Genomic DNA, 16,738 nt, shown 5'->3' with positions numbered 1-16,738 from the left:
ATGGTCAAGCGCGACGCGAAGCGCGGGCTGGCGTCGCTGTGCATCGGCGGCGGGATGGGCGTCGCACTCGCGGTCGAGCGCGGCTGAGCAGGGCCTCGCGCAGAGGTCTGACGACGATGTCGCGCGCGTGCGGCGCCGGCCTGCGCCGCACGCGCGCGAAACGGTTTTCGCGCGGAACAAGCAACCAACAACAAGCGTGATGTTCCGGTGCACGCCTGCCCGCCAAGGGTGGGCGCGCACCCCAGCGGTGGGGCGACAGCATGTGCCATGTCGTCGCTCCGCGTCATTGACTACTTTCTTTGTCTGTAACTTATAGGATGACTAAGCGAATTGCAGTTGTGACAGGTGGAATGGGCGGTCTCGGTGAAGCGGTCAGCATCCGGTTGCACGATGCGGGTCACCGGGTCGTCGTCACGTATTCGCCGAACAATGCCGGCGCCGATCGCTGGCTGACCGAGATGCACGCGGCCGGCCGCGAATTCCACGCGTATCCCGTCGACGTAGCCGATTACGACTCGTGCCGGCTGTGCATCGAGAAGATCGCCCGGGACGTCGGCCCGGTCGACATTCTGGTGAACAATGCGGGCATCACGCGCGACATGACGCTGCGCAAGCTCGACAAGGTCAACTGGGATGCGGTGATCCGGACCAACCTCGATTCCGTGTTCAACATGACCAAGCCGGTCTGCGACAGCATGGTCGAGCGCGGTTGGGGCCGCATCGTCAACATCTCGTCGGTCAATGGCTCGAAGGGCTCGGTCGGCCAGACCAACTATGCGGCCGCGAAGGCGGGCATGCACGGCTTCACGAAATCGCTCGCACTCGAGATCGCGCGCAAGGGCGTGACGGTGAACACGGTGTCGCCGGGCTACCTCGCGACGAAGATGGTGACGGCGATCCCGCAGGACATCCTCGATACGAAGATCCTTCCGCAGATCCCGGCGGGACGGCTCGGTCAGCCGGAGGAAGTCGCGGCGCTGGTCGCGTATCTCTGCTCCGAGGAAGCGGGCTTCGTGACGGGCTCCAACATCGCGATCAACGGCGGCCAGCACATGCACTGACACGCGGCGGCCCAGGCGGCGTTCGCGCGCGTGTCCGGGCCGCGCTCCCGCTGTATCCAGCGCCGGGGCGGCGCGCACGCGCGCGGCCCCGGCCTCGCATTCCGGAGGACGCATGGGCGACACCTGGATGGGACTCGCGATCGGCGGCTCGGCACTGGCCGTCGCGCTGACGATGGCGATCGCGCTTCACTGGCTGGAGCGGCGCCGCGCGCGGCTGCTGCGCAACTTCGATCATCGCGATTGCTGGTTCGTCGCGTACGGCAAGTGCCTCGCGCGCGGGCCGGCGCGTCGCACCCGCAGCGGCGCGAGATGACGGCGGCGGTGCGGCGGCGCGATTCGCGCGTCGTGCCGCACCTCGCGCATCCGATCGGAGGTGCGCGTACCGCCCGCGTTCAATCGCTCTTCTTCTGCGCGCCGTCGCCCGAATCGCTCTTGTGGAAGATCCGCTTTGTCGTGCGCTTGGTGGCATCCCAGCCTTCGCGCGACGCATGCGCGATGCCGTGGCCGACCGTCTTCGCAGCGCTAGCGGTCGCATGACCGAAGCCGCGTGCGACCTCGCCGGTCTTGTGGGCGGCTTCCTTCGAATCCCGTTTGATGTCCTGCTTCACTTCGGACATGTCCGCGTGCGCGATCGGGCTGATCAGCGCGAGAACGAGCGCGGTGCTAATGAACTGACGTGCTTTCACGACCTGATTTCCCTGGGCAAATTCATCGGGGATCGGCGTCGCCGGCGGGCGACGGACGAAATGCGCCGGCCGCCGATGCATCGAGCATCACGGCGGCACGGCCGCTGAGCAGCATGCGCTCGCCGCAGCGCAGCGTGAAGCCGTACAGCACGGAGCGGCCGTCGCCGCCGATGCGCTCGGCCTCGATGGTCAGCGGCAACTCGAGCGTGTCGAGCCGGCCGACGAATGCGTCGACGTTGCGCACGCTGGCGAGATAGCCGACGCGCGGGCGCGTTTGTTTCGTTTGTTCCGGCTGCTCCGGCTGCTGCGTGCCGAGCAGCGCGCCGTGCACGGCCATTGCCTGCGCGGCATATTCGATTCCACAGACCGACGCGAGCCGGCCTTGCGAACGCAGCGGATTGTGCGGATCGCGATGGCTCGTCGCGCTGCAGCGGATTCGTGCGGCATCCCATGCGTCGACGCGATCGAGCAGGCACATCGCGCCGTCGTGCGGGATATGCGCGGCGATCCACGCGCGATCGGGCGTGAGCATCCGTGTCGATGCGGGCGTGGTCATTGGGCGTGCTCCGCGGCGCCGTCCTGCATCGCGACATCGACCTGCACGCGCGTATCGGGCAGATAGTCGAGCACGATGCGCGCCGGGCGCTGCGTAGCGAGCGCATCGAGCAGCGGCAGCGCGCGTGCGGCCGGATTGCCGGTGCGCAGCGCTTCGAACCCGGCGTTTGCGAGCGTGGTAGCCGGTGCGTCGGTCAACCGCGCGTCGATGCGCGCGAGCGTGCGCTCGGTCGCGTCGGGTGCGAGCACGAGTGCGACGCCGAATGCGTCGACGATCGGCCGTACCGCGTGCAGCGGCTCCGGATAGTCGGTGTCGTACGCGATCAGCAGGACCGGAACGCGGTCGACCACGACCTGACACAGGCTCTCGAGCAGGCCCGCGCAAAAGCTGCCGTCGTGCGCGCACAGCACGTTCGACGTCGCCATCGCGTGCGCCGCGATGCTCCAGTAGCCGGCCGGCGCGTTGTGCACCGAGTTGTGGAACCGCGTGGGCGACAGTTGGCGATCGTCGCCGGAGAGCGTTTCGCAGATCGCGTGGCAATTCTGACCGTCGCCGCCGGATGCGCTGAACACGGTCGCGAGCGCGGCTGCGTCGCGCCCGCTCGCGGCCGCCGCCTCGTGACCCACCGCGAGCGCGACGCGCACGACGGGGCCGGTGCGGCGGCGTTCCGCCGGCGGCAGGCCGGCCGGCGGCGGCAGCACGGTGCGCTCGCTCGCATAGGCTGCGCGGCCCGCGAGCACGTCGGCCGCGTGCGGCCAGTCGTTCAGTCCCGGCCCGATCAGGCCGACGCTTTCGATGAAGGCGGTCAGCATCATGTCGGCTCCCGACGGCTGGCAGGTTCGGCGCGGCCGAGGATCAGGCTGCAATTCGTGCCGCCGAAGCCGAACGAATTGGACAGGACGGCGCGGATGCGCGCGTCGCGGCTGGCGAGCACGTAGTCGGCGCCCAGCGCCGGGTCGGGTTGCGTCGTGTTGACGCCGGCCGGCACGAACTGTTCGCGCAACGCGAGCGCGGCGACGACGGCTTCGAGCGCGCCGGCGGCGCCGAGCGTATGGCCGGTCGCGCCCTTGGTCGAGCTGCACGGCGTACGCGCGAGCAGCGCGCCGACCGCCCGGCTTTCGGCGGCATCGTTGCTGGGCGTCGCGGTGCCATGCAGGTTCACGTAGTCGATCCTGCTCGCGTCGAGGCCGGCCGATGCGAGCGCCTGTTCGATCGCGATGCGCGCGCCGAGTCCTTCCGGATGGGGCGACGACATGTGATGCGCGTCGCTCGATTCGCCGATGCCGAGCAGCAGGATCGCGTCGTCGTCGAGCGCGGCGGGCGAATCGGGTACACGTTCGAGCAGCGCGAACGCGGCCGCCTCGCCGATCGAGATGCCGTCTCGCGCGACGTCGAACGGCCGGCACGGCCGGCGCGACAGCAGTTCGAGCGAATTGAAGCCGTACAGCGTCGTCAGGCACAACGAATCGACCCCGCCGACGACGGCCGCGTCGATCAGCCCCGCGTCGATCATCCGGCGCGCGGAGCCGAACACCTTCGCGCCGGACGAGCACGCGGACGAGATCGCCGTCGCGGGCCCGTGCAGCGTGAAATACGCGCGCACGAACGCGGCGACCGAATACGGATTGTGGGTGTGCGCATAGCGGAACCCGGCCGGCAGCGCGCCGCTTGCCGGATCGCGGTGCGTGTACGCGCGTTCGGTTTCGAGGATCCCGGACGTGCTCGTGCCGATGAACACGCCGACGCGCGCCGCGCCGTAGCGCGATATGGCCGCCGCGACGTGCGCGTCGAAGCCGTCCTGGACGAGGCCGAGTTGCGCGAGGCGGTTGTTGCGGCAGTCGAAATCGGCGAGATCCGAGCGCACCGGCTGCGCATCGACGCCGTCCACGGCGCCGATCCACGTGTCGAGGTCGGCGCGTTCGAAGTGGCACGGCACGAGGCCGCCGCGCGCGTTGCGCAGCGCGTCGAGCGTCGCGTCGAGGCCGCGGCCGATGCAGCTGGTGGCGGTGAAGTGCGAGAGCAGGAGAGGTTTCACGAAGGTCGCATCCGGTGGCCGGAACGGGCGCCGCAGCGAGGCTGGCGGGCGCGCCGGGCATGATCAGATTTTATCAAACGGGGGTGTCGCAATGCCCGTCCGGCCGGGCGGTCCGGGCTCGAGCGCGGCACGCAGCGTGATCCAGTGCAACTGCGCGTCGGCGGCCGCGCGCAGCACCGCCGGCAGCACGTCGAGCACGATCGGCTCGCCACGCGCATCGCGGGCCGCATGGCCGTCGTGCACGAGCAGGATGTCACGCGGTGCGAGGTCTTTCAGCAGGCGGCGCGTGACGGTGCCCGCGTCGAGTGCCCGCGTGTCGAAGCCGCGCCGCGTCCAGCTCGCGAGCTGCAGGCCAAGCTCGCACAGCACTGGTTCGAGAAACGGATTGCGCAGGCCGGCCGGCGCGCGGAAGAACCGCGGGCGCGTGCCGGCGATTTCGGTCAGCGTCTGTTGCGCGGCCGCGATCTCGCGCCGCAGTGCGGCGGGCCCTGACAGCGAGAACGTATGCCGGTGCCGCTGGCTGTGATTTTCGATCGCATGGCCGCGCGCGACGATCGCTTCGATCCACTGCGGGTGGCGGCGCGCGAGATCGCCGATGCAGAAGAAGGTTGCGCGCGCATCGTAGCGGTCGAGCAGGTCGAGCACGCGCGGCGTGACGTCCGGGTCCGGGCCGTCGTCGATCGTCAGCGCGATCCGGCGGCCGGCGCCGGCGGGCAGGCGCGTCCAGTTCGGGCCGAGCAGCGTGCTGCGCGGCCACAGGCCGGCGGCGGTCAGCGCGAGATGCGATGCGACTACGCCGCCGGCGGCCCACGTCCACGCGGCCGGCAGTGCGACCACGGCCGCGAGCGCGCCGACGTGCAGCGCGGCGGTGCCCGTAATCAGCGGCGTCGGCTTCCAGCGGCGCGCGTCGTCAACGGACGACACGGATGAGCGCACGTTCATGCACGACCTCCGGTCGGATGCGGATGCGAGCGACCGGCGTGCGGCGCGAGAATCGCCGCGAACGCGAGCGCCAGCATCGCGCCGGGGCCGACGGTCAGCCCGAAGGTTTCGAGCAGCGGCACGCGCGACAGCGCGAGCAGCCCGAAGCCGGCGACGGTCGCTAGGTTTGCGATCAGCAGCGATACGAGCGTGTACGGCGTGACCGGCTGCGCGTCGTCGCGCTTGCAGAAGAACAGCGCGTAGTTCGAGCCGACCGCGACGATGAGCAGCATCCCGACGAGGTGCAGGATCGTCAACTGCACGCCGGCGAGCGCGAAGCCCGAGGCCACCACCAGCACGGCCGCGACGAGCGGTGCGAGCGCGTGCACGACGCGTCGCGGCGAGCGCAGCGCGATCAGCAGCAGCACGGCGATCGCCGCGAAGCCCGCGAGCGACAGCCGGATGTCCTCGTGCACGTAATTTACGTACAGGCGATCGGCCTCGGCCTTCATGTCGACGAACAGCGCATCGGGCACGCCGGCGCGCGCGACGGCCGTGCGGATCGGCGCGGCATCCAGCCCGGGCGACGGCTGCGTGGCGGTGTGCGCGATGTCCGGTGCGCGCAGCGGCAGCATCGCGCTCCAGCGGCCGGCGTGCTCGGTCAGTAACGCGTCGACGGCAAGCGCCATCGACGTGCCGCGCAGATCCGCTCGCGTGAGCAGCGGCGCGTGACGCGCGGCGTCGACATCGGCGATGAACGGGGCGAACAGCCCGGGCTTGACCTCGATCGGCTGGTTCTCGACCGCGTCACGCATTCTCGCGGCAAGCACGTCGGGCGCCGGCAGGCTTGCCTGGCGCGCGCGCTGCGCGGCGTCGCTCGGCAGATAGCGCGCGGGACTTTCGAAGCCCGCGAGCGCACCGCGATCGACGAGCGGCTGCAATTGTGCGGCGACCCGTTCCGCGCGTTCGAGCGCAGCCTGTTCGGTCGGCGCGGAAATCACGACGAGGTAGCGCACGTCCGGTGCGCCGACGTCGGCACGCAAGCGCGCATCGAGCGCCTGCGCGCGGGCGGGAACGGGGCTCAGCGCGGCGAGCTCTCGGCTCCACAGGCCGCCTCGATGCAGCACGAGCGTCGCGCACGCGGCGAGCACGAGCACGGCGAGCGGCCAGCGCAGCCGCGGCGCTGCATCGGCCGCGCATGCGAGCACGGCGCCCACGCGCGACACGTCGCGAATCGCGGCGTGCTCGCCCCGCAGGTGCGGCAGCACGAAGCGCGTGACGAGCGCGGCGGACGTCAGCCCGGCGATCGAATACAGCCCGAGCTGCACGAGGCCGGGGAAGCCCGAGAACAGCATCGACGCGAAGCCGCACACGGATGTCAGCACGCCGAGCCGGATCGTCGGCCAGTATGCGGCGATCCATGCGCGCGTCGCGTCGGCGGGCCGTTCGGCGCCGCGCGCCGCACCCGGCGCCGATTGCACGAACAGGTAGATCGAATAGTCGACGGCTTCGCCGATCAGCGTCGTGCCGAAGCCGAGCGTCAGCCCGTGGACCGTGCCGAACGCGATGCTGACCGCGGCGATGCCGACCGCAACGCCCGTCAGCACCGGCAGCAGCCCGAGTGCGAGCGTGCGCGGCGAGCGATACAACGTCAGCAGCAGCGCGACGATCAGCACGACGCTCGCCGTCGACAGCCGCTCGACGTCGTGCCGGATCGTGTCGCGCGTCTCGACCGAGAACACGCCGGGCCCCGTCAGCGCGAGCGTGTAGGCGGCCGGGTTCGGCAGCGCCCGCGTCGCGGCGGAGAACGCGCGGCGCACCGCGTCGATCGCGCGTGCCTGCGCATCGGTGTCGGAGCCGGCGGCGGCCGTCTGCACGACGAGCACGGCGCGCGTGCCGTCGCGCGACGCCCACACGCCGTCGCGCATGGCCGGCTGCGCGCCGCTGTCGAACTGGTCGACGAGCGCACTGACTTCGCCGGTCGGGTCGCGCGGCAGCATCGCCTTCGCGACGAGGCCCGCCGACGAGCTCAGCAAATCGAGACTGTTGCCGAGCGCCTGGTGCAGCCCGTCGGCGCTGAAGCGCTGCGGCGTGACCGTCGGGCTTAGCAGGTAGCGATGGTCGAACACGTACTGCTGGTCGCGCGTGTCGTTCACGGCCTCGCCGTTGTTGACCGCTGAGAATTGCCGGTCCGCGCGCAGCGTGCCCGCAACGCGGCGCGACAGCGCGGCGCGCGTGGTCGCGTCGCCGCCGTCGATCGCGACGAGGATCAGCCGCGACACGATGCCGTCGCGCAACTGGTCGACGAGCACGCGCTGCCCGGCGCTCGGCGCGCGCGGCAGAAATGCGGACAGGTCGGCCGTGAAGTTCGCGCGGGCAATGGCGATCCCGCATGCGACGAGTGCGAACAGCCACACGAGCACGGCGCGCCGCTGCCATGCGGGCACGCGGCGAGCGACGGGGGCGGGCGGCCGGGCGCGTTCGTCCATCTCGTCCATCAGTTCGCGGCGACGGGTTGCAGGCGCATCAGCGAATGGTCGCCGTCGGCCTGCCGGATCGCGACGCTGCGCAGCGTGTCGCGCGTGCCTTCGAGCATGATCGTGCTGACCGCCTTCAGCATCCGCGAGTCGAGCGGCGTGAGCGTCAGCGTCCAGTCGTCGCCGCGTCCGGCGAGCGCGACCTTGTAGACCTGCTCGAGCGCGAAGCGGTTGCCGGAGAGCGTCGCGCGAATGCTGTCGATGAACGCGCCGAGTTCCGGGTAGCGTGAAAGCGCGAGCGTGTACTTGTGGTTGTTGCGCTCGACGGTGAGCATGTCGCCGTCGACGACGAGATGTTCGGGCTTCGGGCTCAGCGTGTGCTTCTCGAGATGGTCGGGCGCGACGAACACGAGCTCTCCCGACGATTCGATCGGTTGCGCGGCGATCGACAGGGTCTTCGTCTCGGTGAACGTGGCGCGGCCGGACTTGTGCTGCGCGAGCGTGGACATCAGCCGGTCGAGCGTCCACGCCGAACCGGTGTCGGCGGCATGCGCAGGCATGGCCAGCGCGACGGCGGCCATCACGGCGAACGCGCGCATTGCGCGGCGCAGCGCGAGCGGAAGCAAGGAGCGGTGAACGGCGGTCATGCGTCTAAGTCCCTTGTGGCGGTCAGGTCGGTATGCGCGCGCGCCTCGTCGTGGTGCGCGGCGGTCTCGCCGCTCCGCCAGAAATCGAAATAGTTGAACCAGTTGTACGGCGCCGCGCGGCAGTACCGGTCGAGCATCGCGACGTAGCGCGCGAGCGCCGCGTCGACGGCCGCCGCGCGCGCGTCGCGGTGCACGGCGGAGAAATCAGCGAGCGTCTCGAAGTGCACATCGTAGCGGTTGCCGTCGCGGTAGAGGCCCGTCATGAAGAGCACCGGACGCCGCAGCATCGCGGCCATGTACAGCGGCCCGAGCGGAAATGCGGCCGGCGCGCCGAGCAGCGGCAGCCGCCGCAGCGACGCGGCAGCATCGTCGAGCAGCGTGCGGTCGGCCAGCATGCCGACCATGCAGTTCGCGTCGAGCCGCTCGCGCACCTTCAGCATCGAATCGACCTGTCCGAGCGGAATCACTTCGGGCTTCGCGGCCGGGTTGACGGCGGCGAGCGTCGCGTTGATCTTGCGTGCGTTTTCTTCATACATCGTGACGACGACGCTCAGGTCCGGACGCGTGCGGCCGATCGCGCGCACGACTTCGAAGCTGCCGAGGTGCGCGCCCATCACGAATGCGCCGCGCCCGCCGGCGAGCGCGGCGTCGACGAGCGTTGCGCCGTGCAGCCGGATGTCGAACAGGTCGAAGCGGCCGTTCATCAGGTAGATGCGGTCGTGGATCGTCGCCGCGAACGTGAACACGTGACGGTACACGTCGCGCCAGTGTGCGGGACGGCCGAGCGCGCGGCGCAGGTAGTCGCGCGACGCCGCGCAGGCGGCCGGCGAGAACAGCACGAAATACGCGGCGACGACGTGCAGCACGACGCGCGACGGCCGTCGACCGAAATGCAGCGAGATCCACGTCATCGCGCGCAGCAGCGCGGCGTTGCTGCGCTCCTGGCGCTCGGCCCACGCGGTGCGTTTCATGGCTGCGCGCCGTCCTGCGTGTCCGGCGGCGCGGACAGCATGCCGGTCGCGACGTCGCGCGGGCCGACCCGCAGCGTGAAGCGGATCGCACCGCCGGCCGTCGCATCGAACGCGAGGTCGACCGGTTCGCCGGGCGCGACCGGGCTCAGGAATTTTGCGGAAGCGAGCCGCCACGTGTGCAGCGGGCGGTTCAGCGAAGCGCCGAGCGCCGCGATCGCGTGATCGAGCAGCACGACGCCCGGCACGATCGGATGACCGGGGAAATGACCGGGCAGCGCCGGATGATCGGCGGGAATCGTGAACGCGAGCGGCCGCGCGTTGGTCGCGGCAGTGCGCGCGTGCCGGGCGACGAGTGCGGCGAGCACGTCGCGCGGCAGCTTGCCGGTCTCGTTGCGCGGCAATGCATCGACGAACACGAGCGGGCGCGGCATGAATGCGGAATCGATCCGTTCGCGCAGCGCGCGCTGCAGTTCGGCTGCGGCAAGCGTCGGCGCGACCACGAGCGCAACCAGACGCGTGACGGATTCGCGATCGGCATCGACGTCGGCTGGCACGGTGTCGTCCGGCATGAAGAACACACCGTCGACGACACCGGCAATCGCGTTCAACTGATGATTCAGGTACGCGAGCGACGTGCGCTTGCCGGCGATGTTGACGAGGTCCGCCTTGCGGCCGTGCAGCAGGAACCGGCCGTCGCCGAGCAGTTCGAGCGCGTCGCCCATCGGCACGGGCGTCTCGACGTGCCCGCCCGACACCCATACGGTTGGCCCGCCGTCGTCGCTCGCATGGCCGTGATCCGCAGCGTCATGCGTGTCGCGTGCGTCGAGCCTGATCTCCGGGAACAACGACCACGCCGCGCCCTGCGACGTGCGGCGCGTGGCGATCTGGCCGGTCTCGGTGCTGCCGTAGATCTCGACGAGCGGCGCGTCGAGCGCGGCTTCGGCTTCACACGCGAGCTTTTCCGACAGCGGCGCGGTGGCCGACAGCACGAGCGCGGCCGGCGGCAGCGCATGGCCGGCCGACAGCAGCGCGCGCAGGTGGATCGGCGACGTGACGAGTACACGCGGCTGCGGGATGGCCTGCAACTCCTCGCGAATGTCGACCGGGTAGAACGGCTGGCGGTTGCTGAACGCGAGGCCGCCGATCAGCGCGAGCAGCACCGTCGATTCGAAGCCGTACATGTGCTGCGCGGGCACGGTGCCGATCAGCGTGGCAGCGTCGCCGTCAAGCAGGCCGAGGCGGTCGGCCGCGGCGCGCACGCAGCCGACGAGGAAGCCCCAGGTCTTGCGGTGCGGCACCGGCGCGCCGGTCGAGCCGGACGTGAACACGTACGCCATGATCCGCGCCGCGTCGATCTGCGGCACCACGAAGTGGGTGTCGTCGTCGGCGGCGAGTGCGGCAGGGGCGGCGTCCGGATACGCGAAGCGCGGCAGGTCGATCGTGCAGTCCGGCGCGTCGTGCAGGCAGAACGCATCCGGCGCGAACGACGCGAGCTGGCGCACCGTTTCCGGCGTGTGCGTCGACGGCAGCAGGCTGATCCTGCCGGCGACGAGCGCCGCGCACAGGCTGACGGCGAAGCGGTAGCGGTCGCGGCACACGTTGAATACGTGGCCGCCGGCGGGCAGCGCGGCGGCCACGCGCACGACGTCGGCGACGAACGCGCGCACGGTGACAGGCGTGCCGTCGCGCCAGGCGATCGTCTGGTCCGGCGAGGAATGGAATACCAGCGGGTGAGTCGGCATAAATCAACGGAAACGGAAGGCGGTGACCGGCGCGGTCGCGAGGCGGTGCCGCACCGGTCGTGAATTCATCGTGACGGCTGCGTCGACGCGCGGTACGCACGCACCGCGTCGATCATCCGCGGGCGCGTGTCGTCGGGTAGCGCGAAGCGCCGGCACGCATGCTCGGCGGCGAACATCACGGCGACGAGCGGCAGCGACAGGTAGTTCGCGAAGGTCGACCACGCGACGATCGGCGCAGTCGCGAACATCAGCGTCGACACCGCGGCGATCGCGACGAAGAACAGCGTCCACGCGAGCGTGATGCGCCGCGTATAGCGTGCGACGGCAGGCGTGATCGTGCCGTGGATCATCGTCGCGAAGCGTGTGCAGAGCGGCACCTGGCCGGCCGCGAGCGTGCGGCCGAACAGCAGCGCCATCGCGAGGTTGAAGCTTGTGTGCTCCAGATACAGACCCCATTCGAAATGCCACTCGAGCGGCATGCGTGCGGCCCATAGTGCGGCGGCGACCAGCAGCCACGCCGGCACCAGCCATGCGCGTCGCGGCGAGCGCAACGCGGCACCGAGCGCGAGCAGCAGCGGCGGCACGAGCGCCATCGCGAGGCCGAAGCCGTGTGCGCCGGGCGTTGCGGCCGCATGGTGCGCGCCGATCTGCCAGGCCGTCACCGCACCGACCGCGCCGACGCCGCGTGCGACGTTCGACAGCGTGCTCATTGTCGCGCTCCATGCGTGCCGGGCAGGCGTGCGTTGCCGGCGGTCGCGGCATGGCGGCAACGCGACGAACAAAGCGGCGAGTGAAGCTGGGCGGAACGGTCGAACGGGCGCGGCATGGCGGCTGGGAACATCGGACGGATCGAGGCCCGGACGCAATCGTCGGGCTGTTAAATATCATATGAATGGCGGCCGGGCAGGTGCGTCGCGCGGCTGTCGTGCACGCACATTTTAGGGCCCCGGCACCGCGGTTCGGCGCAGGCGCGGCCGGGTTTTGTAACCGAATGTATGGCAGCGCGTCGAACGTTTCCCGATGACGATTCGTTTACATCCGAAGCGGCTCAAGCGTCTCGTGCGATCCGGTCCCGACAGGGGGCTCGGCGGGGCCCTTCAGTCTGTAACCATTCGCGGTATACGCACCGGTACCCATCGTCTAGAATCCGCGTAACTTTTACAAACGATCCCCAAATTACGCAGGCGGGGAAGCCGGCAGACGCCGGAGGGACGGAGATTTGCACGCGCCGGGCGTGCACGACAGTTGCCGTTTCCGGGCGCCTTCCGCTGCCATGGGCCGCCTGCCCGCAAGCATGATGAACGCACTGGAACAAGAGCTCGCCACGCTGATCATCGGCGAACTGAATCTCGAAGACGTCCCGCTTGATACGGTGACGGCCGGGACCCCTCTGTACGGCGAGGGCTTCGGGCTCGACTCCATCGACATCCTGGAAATCGCGCTGCTGATCTCGAAGAAATACGGCTTCGAGCTGCGCTCGGACAATCCGGACAACAAGAAGATCTTCGCGACGCTCGGCGCGCTTGCCGGGTACGTCGCCGCCCATCGCACGAAGTGACGGCGGCGCGCGCGGTCACGACGCGGTACGCGGAGGATGACGGCATGCGGCGGCGGTCGCCTAGCGACACGCCGCCGCGTCGATCGAGGTGGAATGCGATGAACGGAGCAATTCGATGCGGGCGCTCGTAACGGGCGGCAGCGGCGCACTCGGGCAGGCGATCTGCACGGCGCTCGCGCAGGCCGGCCATGAAGTATGGGTGCATGCGAACCGCAATCCCGCGCAGGCGGAGGCGATCGCGCGGCAGATCGTCGCGGCCGGCGGTACCGCGCACGCAATCGCGTTCGACGTGACCGACGCCGATGCGACGCTCGCCGCGCTCGCGCCGTTCATCGACGATGCGCCGGTGCAGATCCTCGTCAACAACGCGGGCATTCACGACGACGCGCCGATGGCCGGCATGTCGCGCGAGCAGTGGCGCAGCGTGATCGACGTGACGCTCAACGGTTTTTTCAACGTCACGCAGCCGCTGTTGCTGCCGATGATCCGCACGCGGCGCGGACGGATCGTCAATATTGCGTCGATCGCCGGCGTGACCGGCAACCGCGGACAGGCGAATTACGCGGCCGCGAAGGCGGGGCTGATCGGCGCGACGAAGTCGCTGTCGCTGGAGCTTGCGTCGCGCGGCATCACCGTGAACGCGGTCGCACCCGGCATCATCGAATCGCCGATGGCCGAGCATGCGTTTCCCGCCGACCGGATCAAGCAGCTCGTGCCGGCGCAACGCGCGGGCCGGCCCGACGAAGTCGCGGCGATGGTCGCGTATCTGGTATCCGATGCGGCCGCTTATGTGACCGGGCAGGTGTTGTCCGTCAACGGCGGGCTCGCATGACGACGCGCGCAGCGTCGGATTGACGCGACGCAACGGCGCGCAACGCGGCGCGTCGTAACCGTGGTGCCGCAAGCCTGCGCCGCATAGTGAGGAAATCGAAGTGTCAGTGCATCCAGTCGACGCCGAACGGCGAGCGTGTTCCCTGTCGTCTGCCACGACTGCGGTCGTGCGCGGACACATGGCAGCCGGGCGCGCCGCGGACGGCGGCAACCGTGCGTTGCGACTCGTCCAGATCGATCACGCACGGCTGGCGGCGCGCCTGCACGATGCGCAACGGCGCGGCGATGCATTCGATCGGATGTTTCCGGGCGCGCTGGGTGCGGTGTGTATCGGCGCGGCCGGCACGACGACCGACGGGATGGCGCGCCTGCTGACCGATGCCGCGCCCGACCTGCCGCTCGCGCCGGTGCAGATGGCGCTGCTCGACGCCGGCGGCCACGCCAGCACCGGTGCCGTCTGCGAAATCTGGCAGTGCGACGCGCACGACCTGCGCAGCGAACAGCGCGGCGCGCTGCGGTACCGCTACAGCGAAACGGCGGGGCTCGTGTTCGGCAGTATCGTCGTGCAGGAAGCGACCGATGCGACGGATGCGGATCGCGACGGCGGCACGCCGCTCGAACGGGCGACCCACGATGCGTACCGCGCGCTGTTCGACGTGCTCGATACGCTCGGCATCGCGCATCCGCTGCGGATCTGGAATACCGTGCCGGCGATCAACGCGCAGCAGTTCGGAATCGAGCGCTATCGTCAGTTCAATATTGGCCGTCAGCGCGCATTCGACGCGTGTCGCCGTGCGCTGACGGGCGGCGTGCCGGCCGCCTGCGCGCTCGGCTCGGTCGTGCCGGTCGAGGGCGACACGCCGCCGGCTGCGCCGCTTGCGATCCATTTCATCGCGAGCCGCACGCCGGCCGATCCGGTCGAGAACCCGCGCCAGATCAGCGCGTATCACTATCCGGCGGAGTACGGCCCGCGTGCGCCGACGTTCGCGCGCGCGGCAGCATGGACCGACGGCGAGGTGCCGCCGCTGCTGTTCGTGTCGGGCACCGCCAGCATCGTCGGGCATCGCACCGTGCATCGCGGCGACGTCGTCGCGCAAACGCGCGAGACGATCGCGAACCTGGCCGCCGTGCTCGAGCAGGCCGCGCGGCAGGGGCACGGCCCGTTCACGCTCGCGGATCTGAGCTATCGCGTCTACGTGCGCGACGCCACCGATGCCGCGGCGCTCGCCGCGATCGAACGCGTGCTGCGCGATGCGGCCGGCCCCGACGTGCGGCCGCTGTTCGTCCACGCGGACGTGTGTCGCGACGATCTGCTGGTCGAGATCGAGGCGAGCGCCGGGCATCCGCTGGAGCAGTGGTCGTGAAGCGCGCGGGCCTGTCGCTGCGCGAACCGTCGACGCGCGCGGGCGGCGTCGACGAAGCCTGTCCGCGGTCGCCCGCAGGTCATAAACTTTTGTCAGGATCATCGTCTTCGCAATCGGCCGTTCCCATGTCCAAGCTGCACGCTTCGTCCACCCATCTCGTTCTGATTCCGAGCTACAACCCGGGCGCCAAGGTCGACACGACCGTGCGCAATGCCCGTGCGCAGTGGAATCCGGTGTGGGTCGTCGTCGACGGCAGCACCGACGGCAGTGCCGAGCGGCTGCAGGCGATGGCCGAGCGCGATCCGGGGCTGCGCGTGATCGTGCTGCCGGAGAACCGCGGCAAGGGGGCCGCGGTGCTCGCGGGACTCGACGCGGCCGCCGCGAGCGGCTTCACGCACGTGCTGACGATGGATTCGGACGGCCAGCATCCGGCCCAGCTGATTGCCGATTTCATGGCCGCGTCGCAGGCGGCGCCCGAGGCGATGGTGCTCGGCCTGCCGAAGTTCGATGCGAGCGCGCCGCAACTGCGCGTGCAGGGCCGCAGGCTGTCGAACGCGTGGGCCGACCTCGAGACGCTGTGGGCCGGGATCGGCGATTCGTTGTACGGCTTTCGCGTGTACCCGGTCGCGCCGCTCGCCGCGATCATGCACCGGCAGCCGTGGATGCGCGGCTTCGACTTCGATCCCGAAGCGGCGGTGCGACTGTGCTGGGCAGGCGTGCAGCCGATCCGCATAGAAGCGCCGGTGCGCTACTTCGGCGAGCACGAGGGCGGCGTGTCGCATTTCCACTATGGCCGCGACAACGCGCTGCTCGCATGGATGCATCTGCGGCTCTTCGCCGGTTTCGTCGCGCGGCTGCCGATGCTCGTCGCGCGACGGCTGACGCGCCGGTCGCGCGCGCCGTTCAGCCGGTCGCCGGGCCGTGGCGATTGACTGCATTTTCGTCAACAATTCGCCGGACGATCGGGCATGACGTGTCGAATGGGTGAGTAATCAAATTGTCATTGGATGTAAACGACTGGTAATTTTCTGCCGGATTATGCAAAATCGCCGCTCCCAACTACAACTACCGAGGGATCCGGGATGCATATCAAGAAAGCGGCGGCAGCATGTGGCGTGGCGTTCCTGTTGAGCGCGTGCGGCGGGGTACAGAGTCTCGACGCGAACAGCCTGACGTCGGCGGGGACCAGCCTGTTCAAGGCAGCGACGCTGTCGGACGCGGACATCGCCGCCCTGTCGAACGACTCGTGCAAGGCGAGCGACGCGGAATCGAAGATCGCGGCACCGAACAGCGCGTACTCGAAGCGTCTGACGAAGGTGATGAAGGGCTTCGGCGACATGACGCTGAACGGCCAGAAGGTCAACTACAAGGTCTACATGACCAAGGACGTCAACGCGTGGGCGATGGGCAACGGCTGCGTGCGCGTGTACAGCGGCCTGATGGACATGATGAACGACGACGAACTGCGCGGCGTGATCGGTCATGAAATGGGCCACGTCGCACTGGGTCACTCGAAGAAGGCGATGCAGACGGCCTATGCGGTCAGCGCGGCGCGCAGCGCGGCCGGCGCGGCGTCGCCCGGCGTGGCGGCACTGACGAGCTCGCAGCTCGGCGACATCACCGAGAAGTTCATCAATGCGCAGTTCTCGCAGACGCAGGAAAGCGCGGCCGACGATTACTCGTTCGACCTGATGAAGCAGAAGGGCATGAACCAGAAGGGCCTCGTCACCGCGTTCCAGAAGCTCGCGCAGCTCGATGGCGGCCAGAGCTCGATGATGAGCTCGCATCCGTCGTCGGCGAGCCGTGCCCAGCACATCCAGGATCGCATCGCGAACGGTAGCTGATCGCCTCGTGCGGCGCCGGTGCGGTCCGCTCCAGCGTCCGGCACG

At 69.8% G+C, this 16,738-nt stretch carries 17 protein-coding genes; 7 read left to right on the top strand and 10 right to left on the bottom strand.

Annotated features, from left to right (window positions below; genetic code table 11):
* Positions 1–317: 317 nt before the first annotated feature.
* Together phbB and DIE13_RS21575 are read left to right on the top strand one after the other, a co-directional pair.
* Positions 318–1,061, top strand: coding sequence for an acetoacetyl-CoA reductase (gene phbB, locus DIE13_RS21580; protein WP_124829087.1), 744 nt, complete (start codon positions 318–320; stop codon positions 1,059–1,061).
* A 112-nt stretch (positions 1,062–1,173) separates the two neighbouring features.
* Positions 1,174–1,374, top strand: a complete 201-nt coding sequence (locus DIE13_RS21575) for a hypothetical protein (protein WP_059465802.1) — start codon at positions 1,174–1,176, stop codon at positions 1,372–1,374.
* Between the two features lie 79 nt (positions 1,375–1,453).
* On the opposite strand, the gene DIE13_RS21570 is transcribed toward DIE13_RS21575, so the two are convergent.
* The 10 genes from DIE13_RS21570 to DIE13_RS21525 form a co-directional block, all read right to left on the bottom strand.
* Complete coding sequence (locus DIE13_RS21570; RefSeq protein WP_124829085.1) at positions 1,454–1,747, bottom strand: hypothetical protein; 294 nt, start codon at positions 1,745–1,747, stop codon at positions 1,454–1,456.
* A 22-nt stretch (positions 1,748–1,769) separates the two neighbouring features.
* Positions 1,770–2,303, bottom strand: coding sequence for a hotdog family protein (locus DIE13_RS21565; RefSeq protein WP_124829083.1), 534 nt, complete (start codon positions 2,301–2,303; stop codon positions 1,770–1,772).
* Positions 2,300–3,118, bottom strand: a complete 819-nt coding sequence (locus DIE13_RS21560; protein ID WP_124829081.1) for a beta-ketoacyl synthase chain length factor — start codon at positions 3,116–3,118, stop codon at positions 2,300–2,302. The genes DIE13_RS21565 and DIE13_RS21560 overlap by 4 nt, the downstream gene beginning before the upstream one ends.
* Positions 3,115–4,338 (bottom strand): beta-ketoacyl-[acyl-carrier-protein] synthase family protein, encoded by a 1,224-nt coding sequence (locus DIE13_RS21555; RefSeq protein ID WP_124829079.1) that lies wholly within the window; start codon positions 4,336–4,338, stop codon positions 3,115–3,117. Before DIE13_RS21555 ends, DIE13_RS21560 begins: the two co-directional genes overlap by 4 nt.
* A gap of 63 nt (positions 4,339–4,401) precedes the next feature.
* A complete protein-coding gene (locus DIE13_RS21550) occupies positions 4,402–5,280 on the bottom strand; it encodes a polysaccharide deacetylase family protein (protein ID WP_124829077.1) in 879 nt (292 codons plus the stop codon).
* Complete coding sequence (locus tag DIE13_RS21545) at positions 5,277–7,748, bottom strand: MMPL family transporter (protein ID WP_124829107.1); 2,472 nt, start codon at positions 7,746–7,748, stop codon at positions 5,277–5,279. Before DIE13_RS21545 ends, DIE13_RS21550 begins: the two co-directional genes overlap by 4 nt.
* 8 nt (positions 7,749–7,756) lie before the next feature.
* Complete coding sequence (locus tag DIE13_RS21540; RefSeq protein ID WP_124829075.1) at positions 7,757–8,383, bottom strand: outer membrane lipoprotein carrier protein LolA; 627 nt, start codon at positions 8,381–8,383, stop codon at positions 7,757–7,759.
* Positions 8,380–9,354 (bottom strand): acyl-CoA synthetase, encoded by a 975-nt coding sequence (locus tag DIE13_RS21535; protein WP_124829073.1) that lies wholly within the window; start codon positions 9,352–9,354, stop codon positions 8,380–8,382. Before DIE13_RS21535 ends, DIE13_RS21540 begins: the two co-directional genes overlap by 4 nt.
* Positions 9,351–11,096, bottom strand: coding sequence for an AMP-binding protein (locus tag DIE13_RS21530; protein ID WP_124829071.1), 1,746 nt, complete (start codon positions 11,094–11,096; stop codon positions 9,351–9,353). The genes DIE13_RS21535 and DIE13_RS21530 overlap by 4 nt, the downstream gene beginning before the upstream one ends.
* A gap of 65 nt (positions 11,097–11,161) precedes the next feature.
* On the bottom strand, positions 11,162–11,806 hold the full coding sequence (locus tag DIE13_RS21525; protein ID WP_124829069.1) for a hypothetical protein: 645 nt from the start codon (positions 11,804–11,806) through the stop codon (positions 11,162–11,164).
* 563 nt (positions 11,807–12,369) lie between these two features.
* Between DIE13_RS21525 and DIE13_RS21515 the strand changes: the two genes are divergently transcribed.
* From DIE13_RS21515 to DIE13_RS21495, 5 genes are all read left to right on the top strand, one after another.
* Complete coding sequence (locus DIE13_RS21515; protein ID WP_124829065.1) at positions 12,370–12,654, top strand: phosphopantetheine-binding protein; 285 nt, start codon at positions 12,370–12,372, stop codon at positions 12,652–12,654.
* Between the two features lie 115 nt (positions 12,655–12,769).
* On the top strand, positions 12,770–13,486 hold the full coding sequence (gene fabG / locus DIE13_RS21510; protein ID WP_124829063.1) for a 3-oxoacyl-ACP reductase FabG: 717 nt from the start codon (positions 12,770–12,772) through the stop codon (positions 13,484–13,486).
* A 100-nt stretch (positions 13,487–13,586) separates the two neighbouring features.
* Positions 13,587–14,849 (top strand): endoribonuclease L-PSP, encoded by a 1,263-nt coding sequence (locus tag DIE13_RS21505; protein WP_124829061.1) that lies wholly within the window; start codon positions 13,587–13,589, stop codon positions 14,847–14,849.
* 125 nt (positions 14,850–14,974) lie between these two features.
* The gene (locus tag DIE13_RS21500) at positions 14,975–15,781 is read left to right on the top strand and encodes a glycosyltransferase family 2 protein (RefSeq protein WP_124829059.1); all 807 of its coding nucleotides are present in this window, start codon (positions 14,975–14,977) and stop codon (positions 15,779–15,781) included.
* Positions 15,782–15,931: 150 nt separating this feature from the next.
* Positions 15,932–16,693: a M48 family metalloprotease gene (locus DIE13_RS21495; protein ID WP_124829057.1), complete on the top strand. Its 762-nt coding sequence runs from the start codon at positions 15,932–15,934 to the stop codon at positions 16,691–16,693.
* The last annotated feature ends 45 nt before the right edge of the window (positions 16,694–16,738 follow it).

This window comes from Burkholderia sp. Bp9016 (genome assembly GCF_003857765.1).
In the GTDB taxonomy this organism is placed as follows: domain Bacteria; phylum Pseudomonadota; class Gammaproteobacteria; order Burkholderiales; family Burkholderiaceae; genus Burkholderia.
This window is presented reverse-complemented; position numbering and strand designations above follow the sequence as displayed.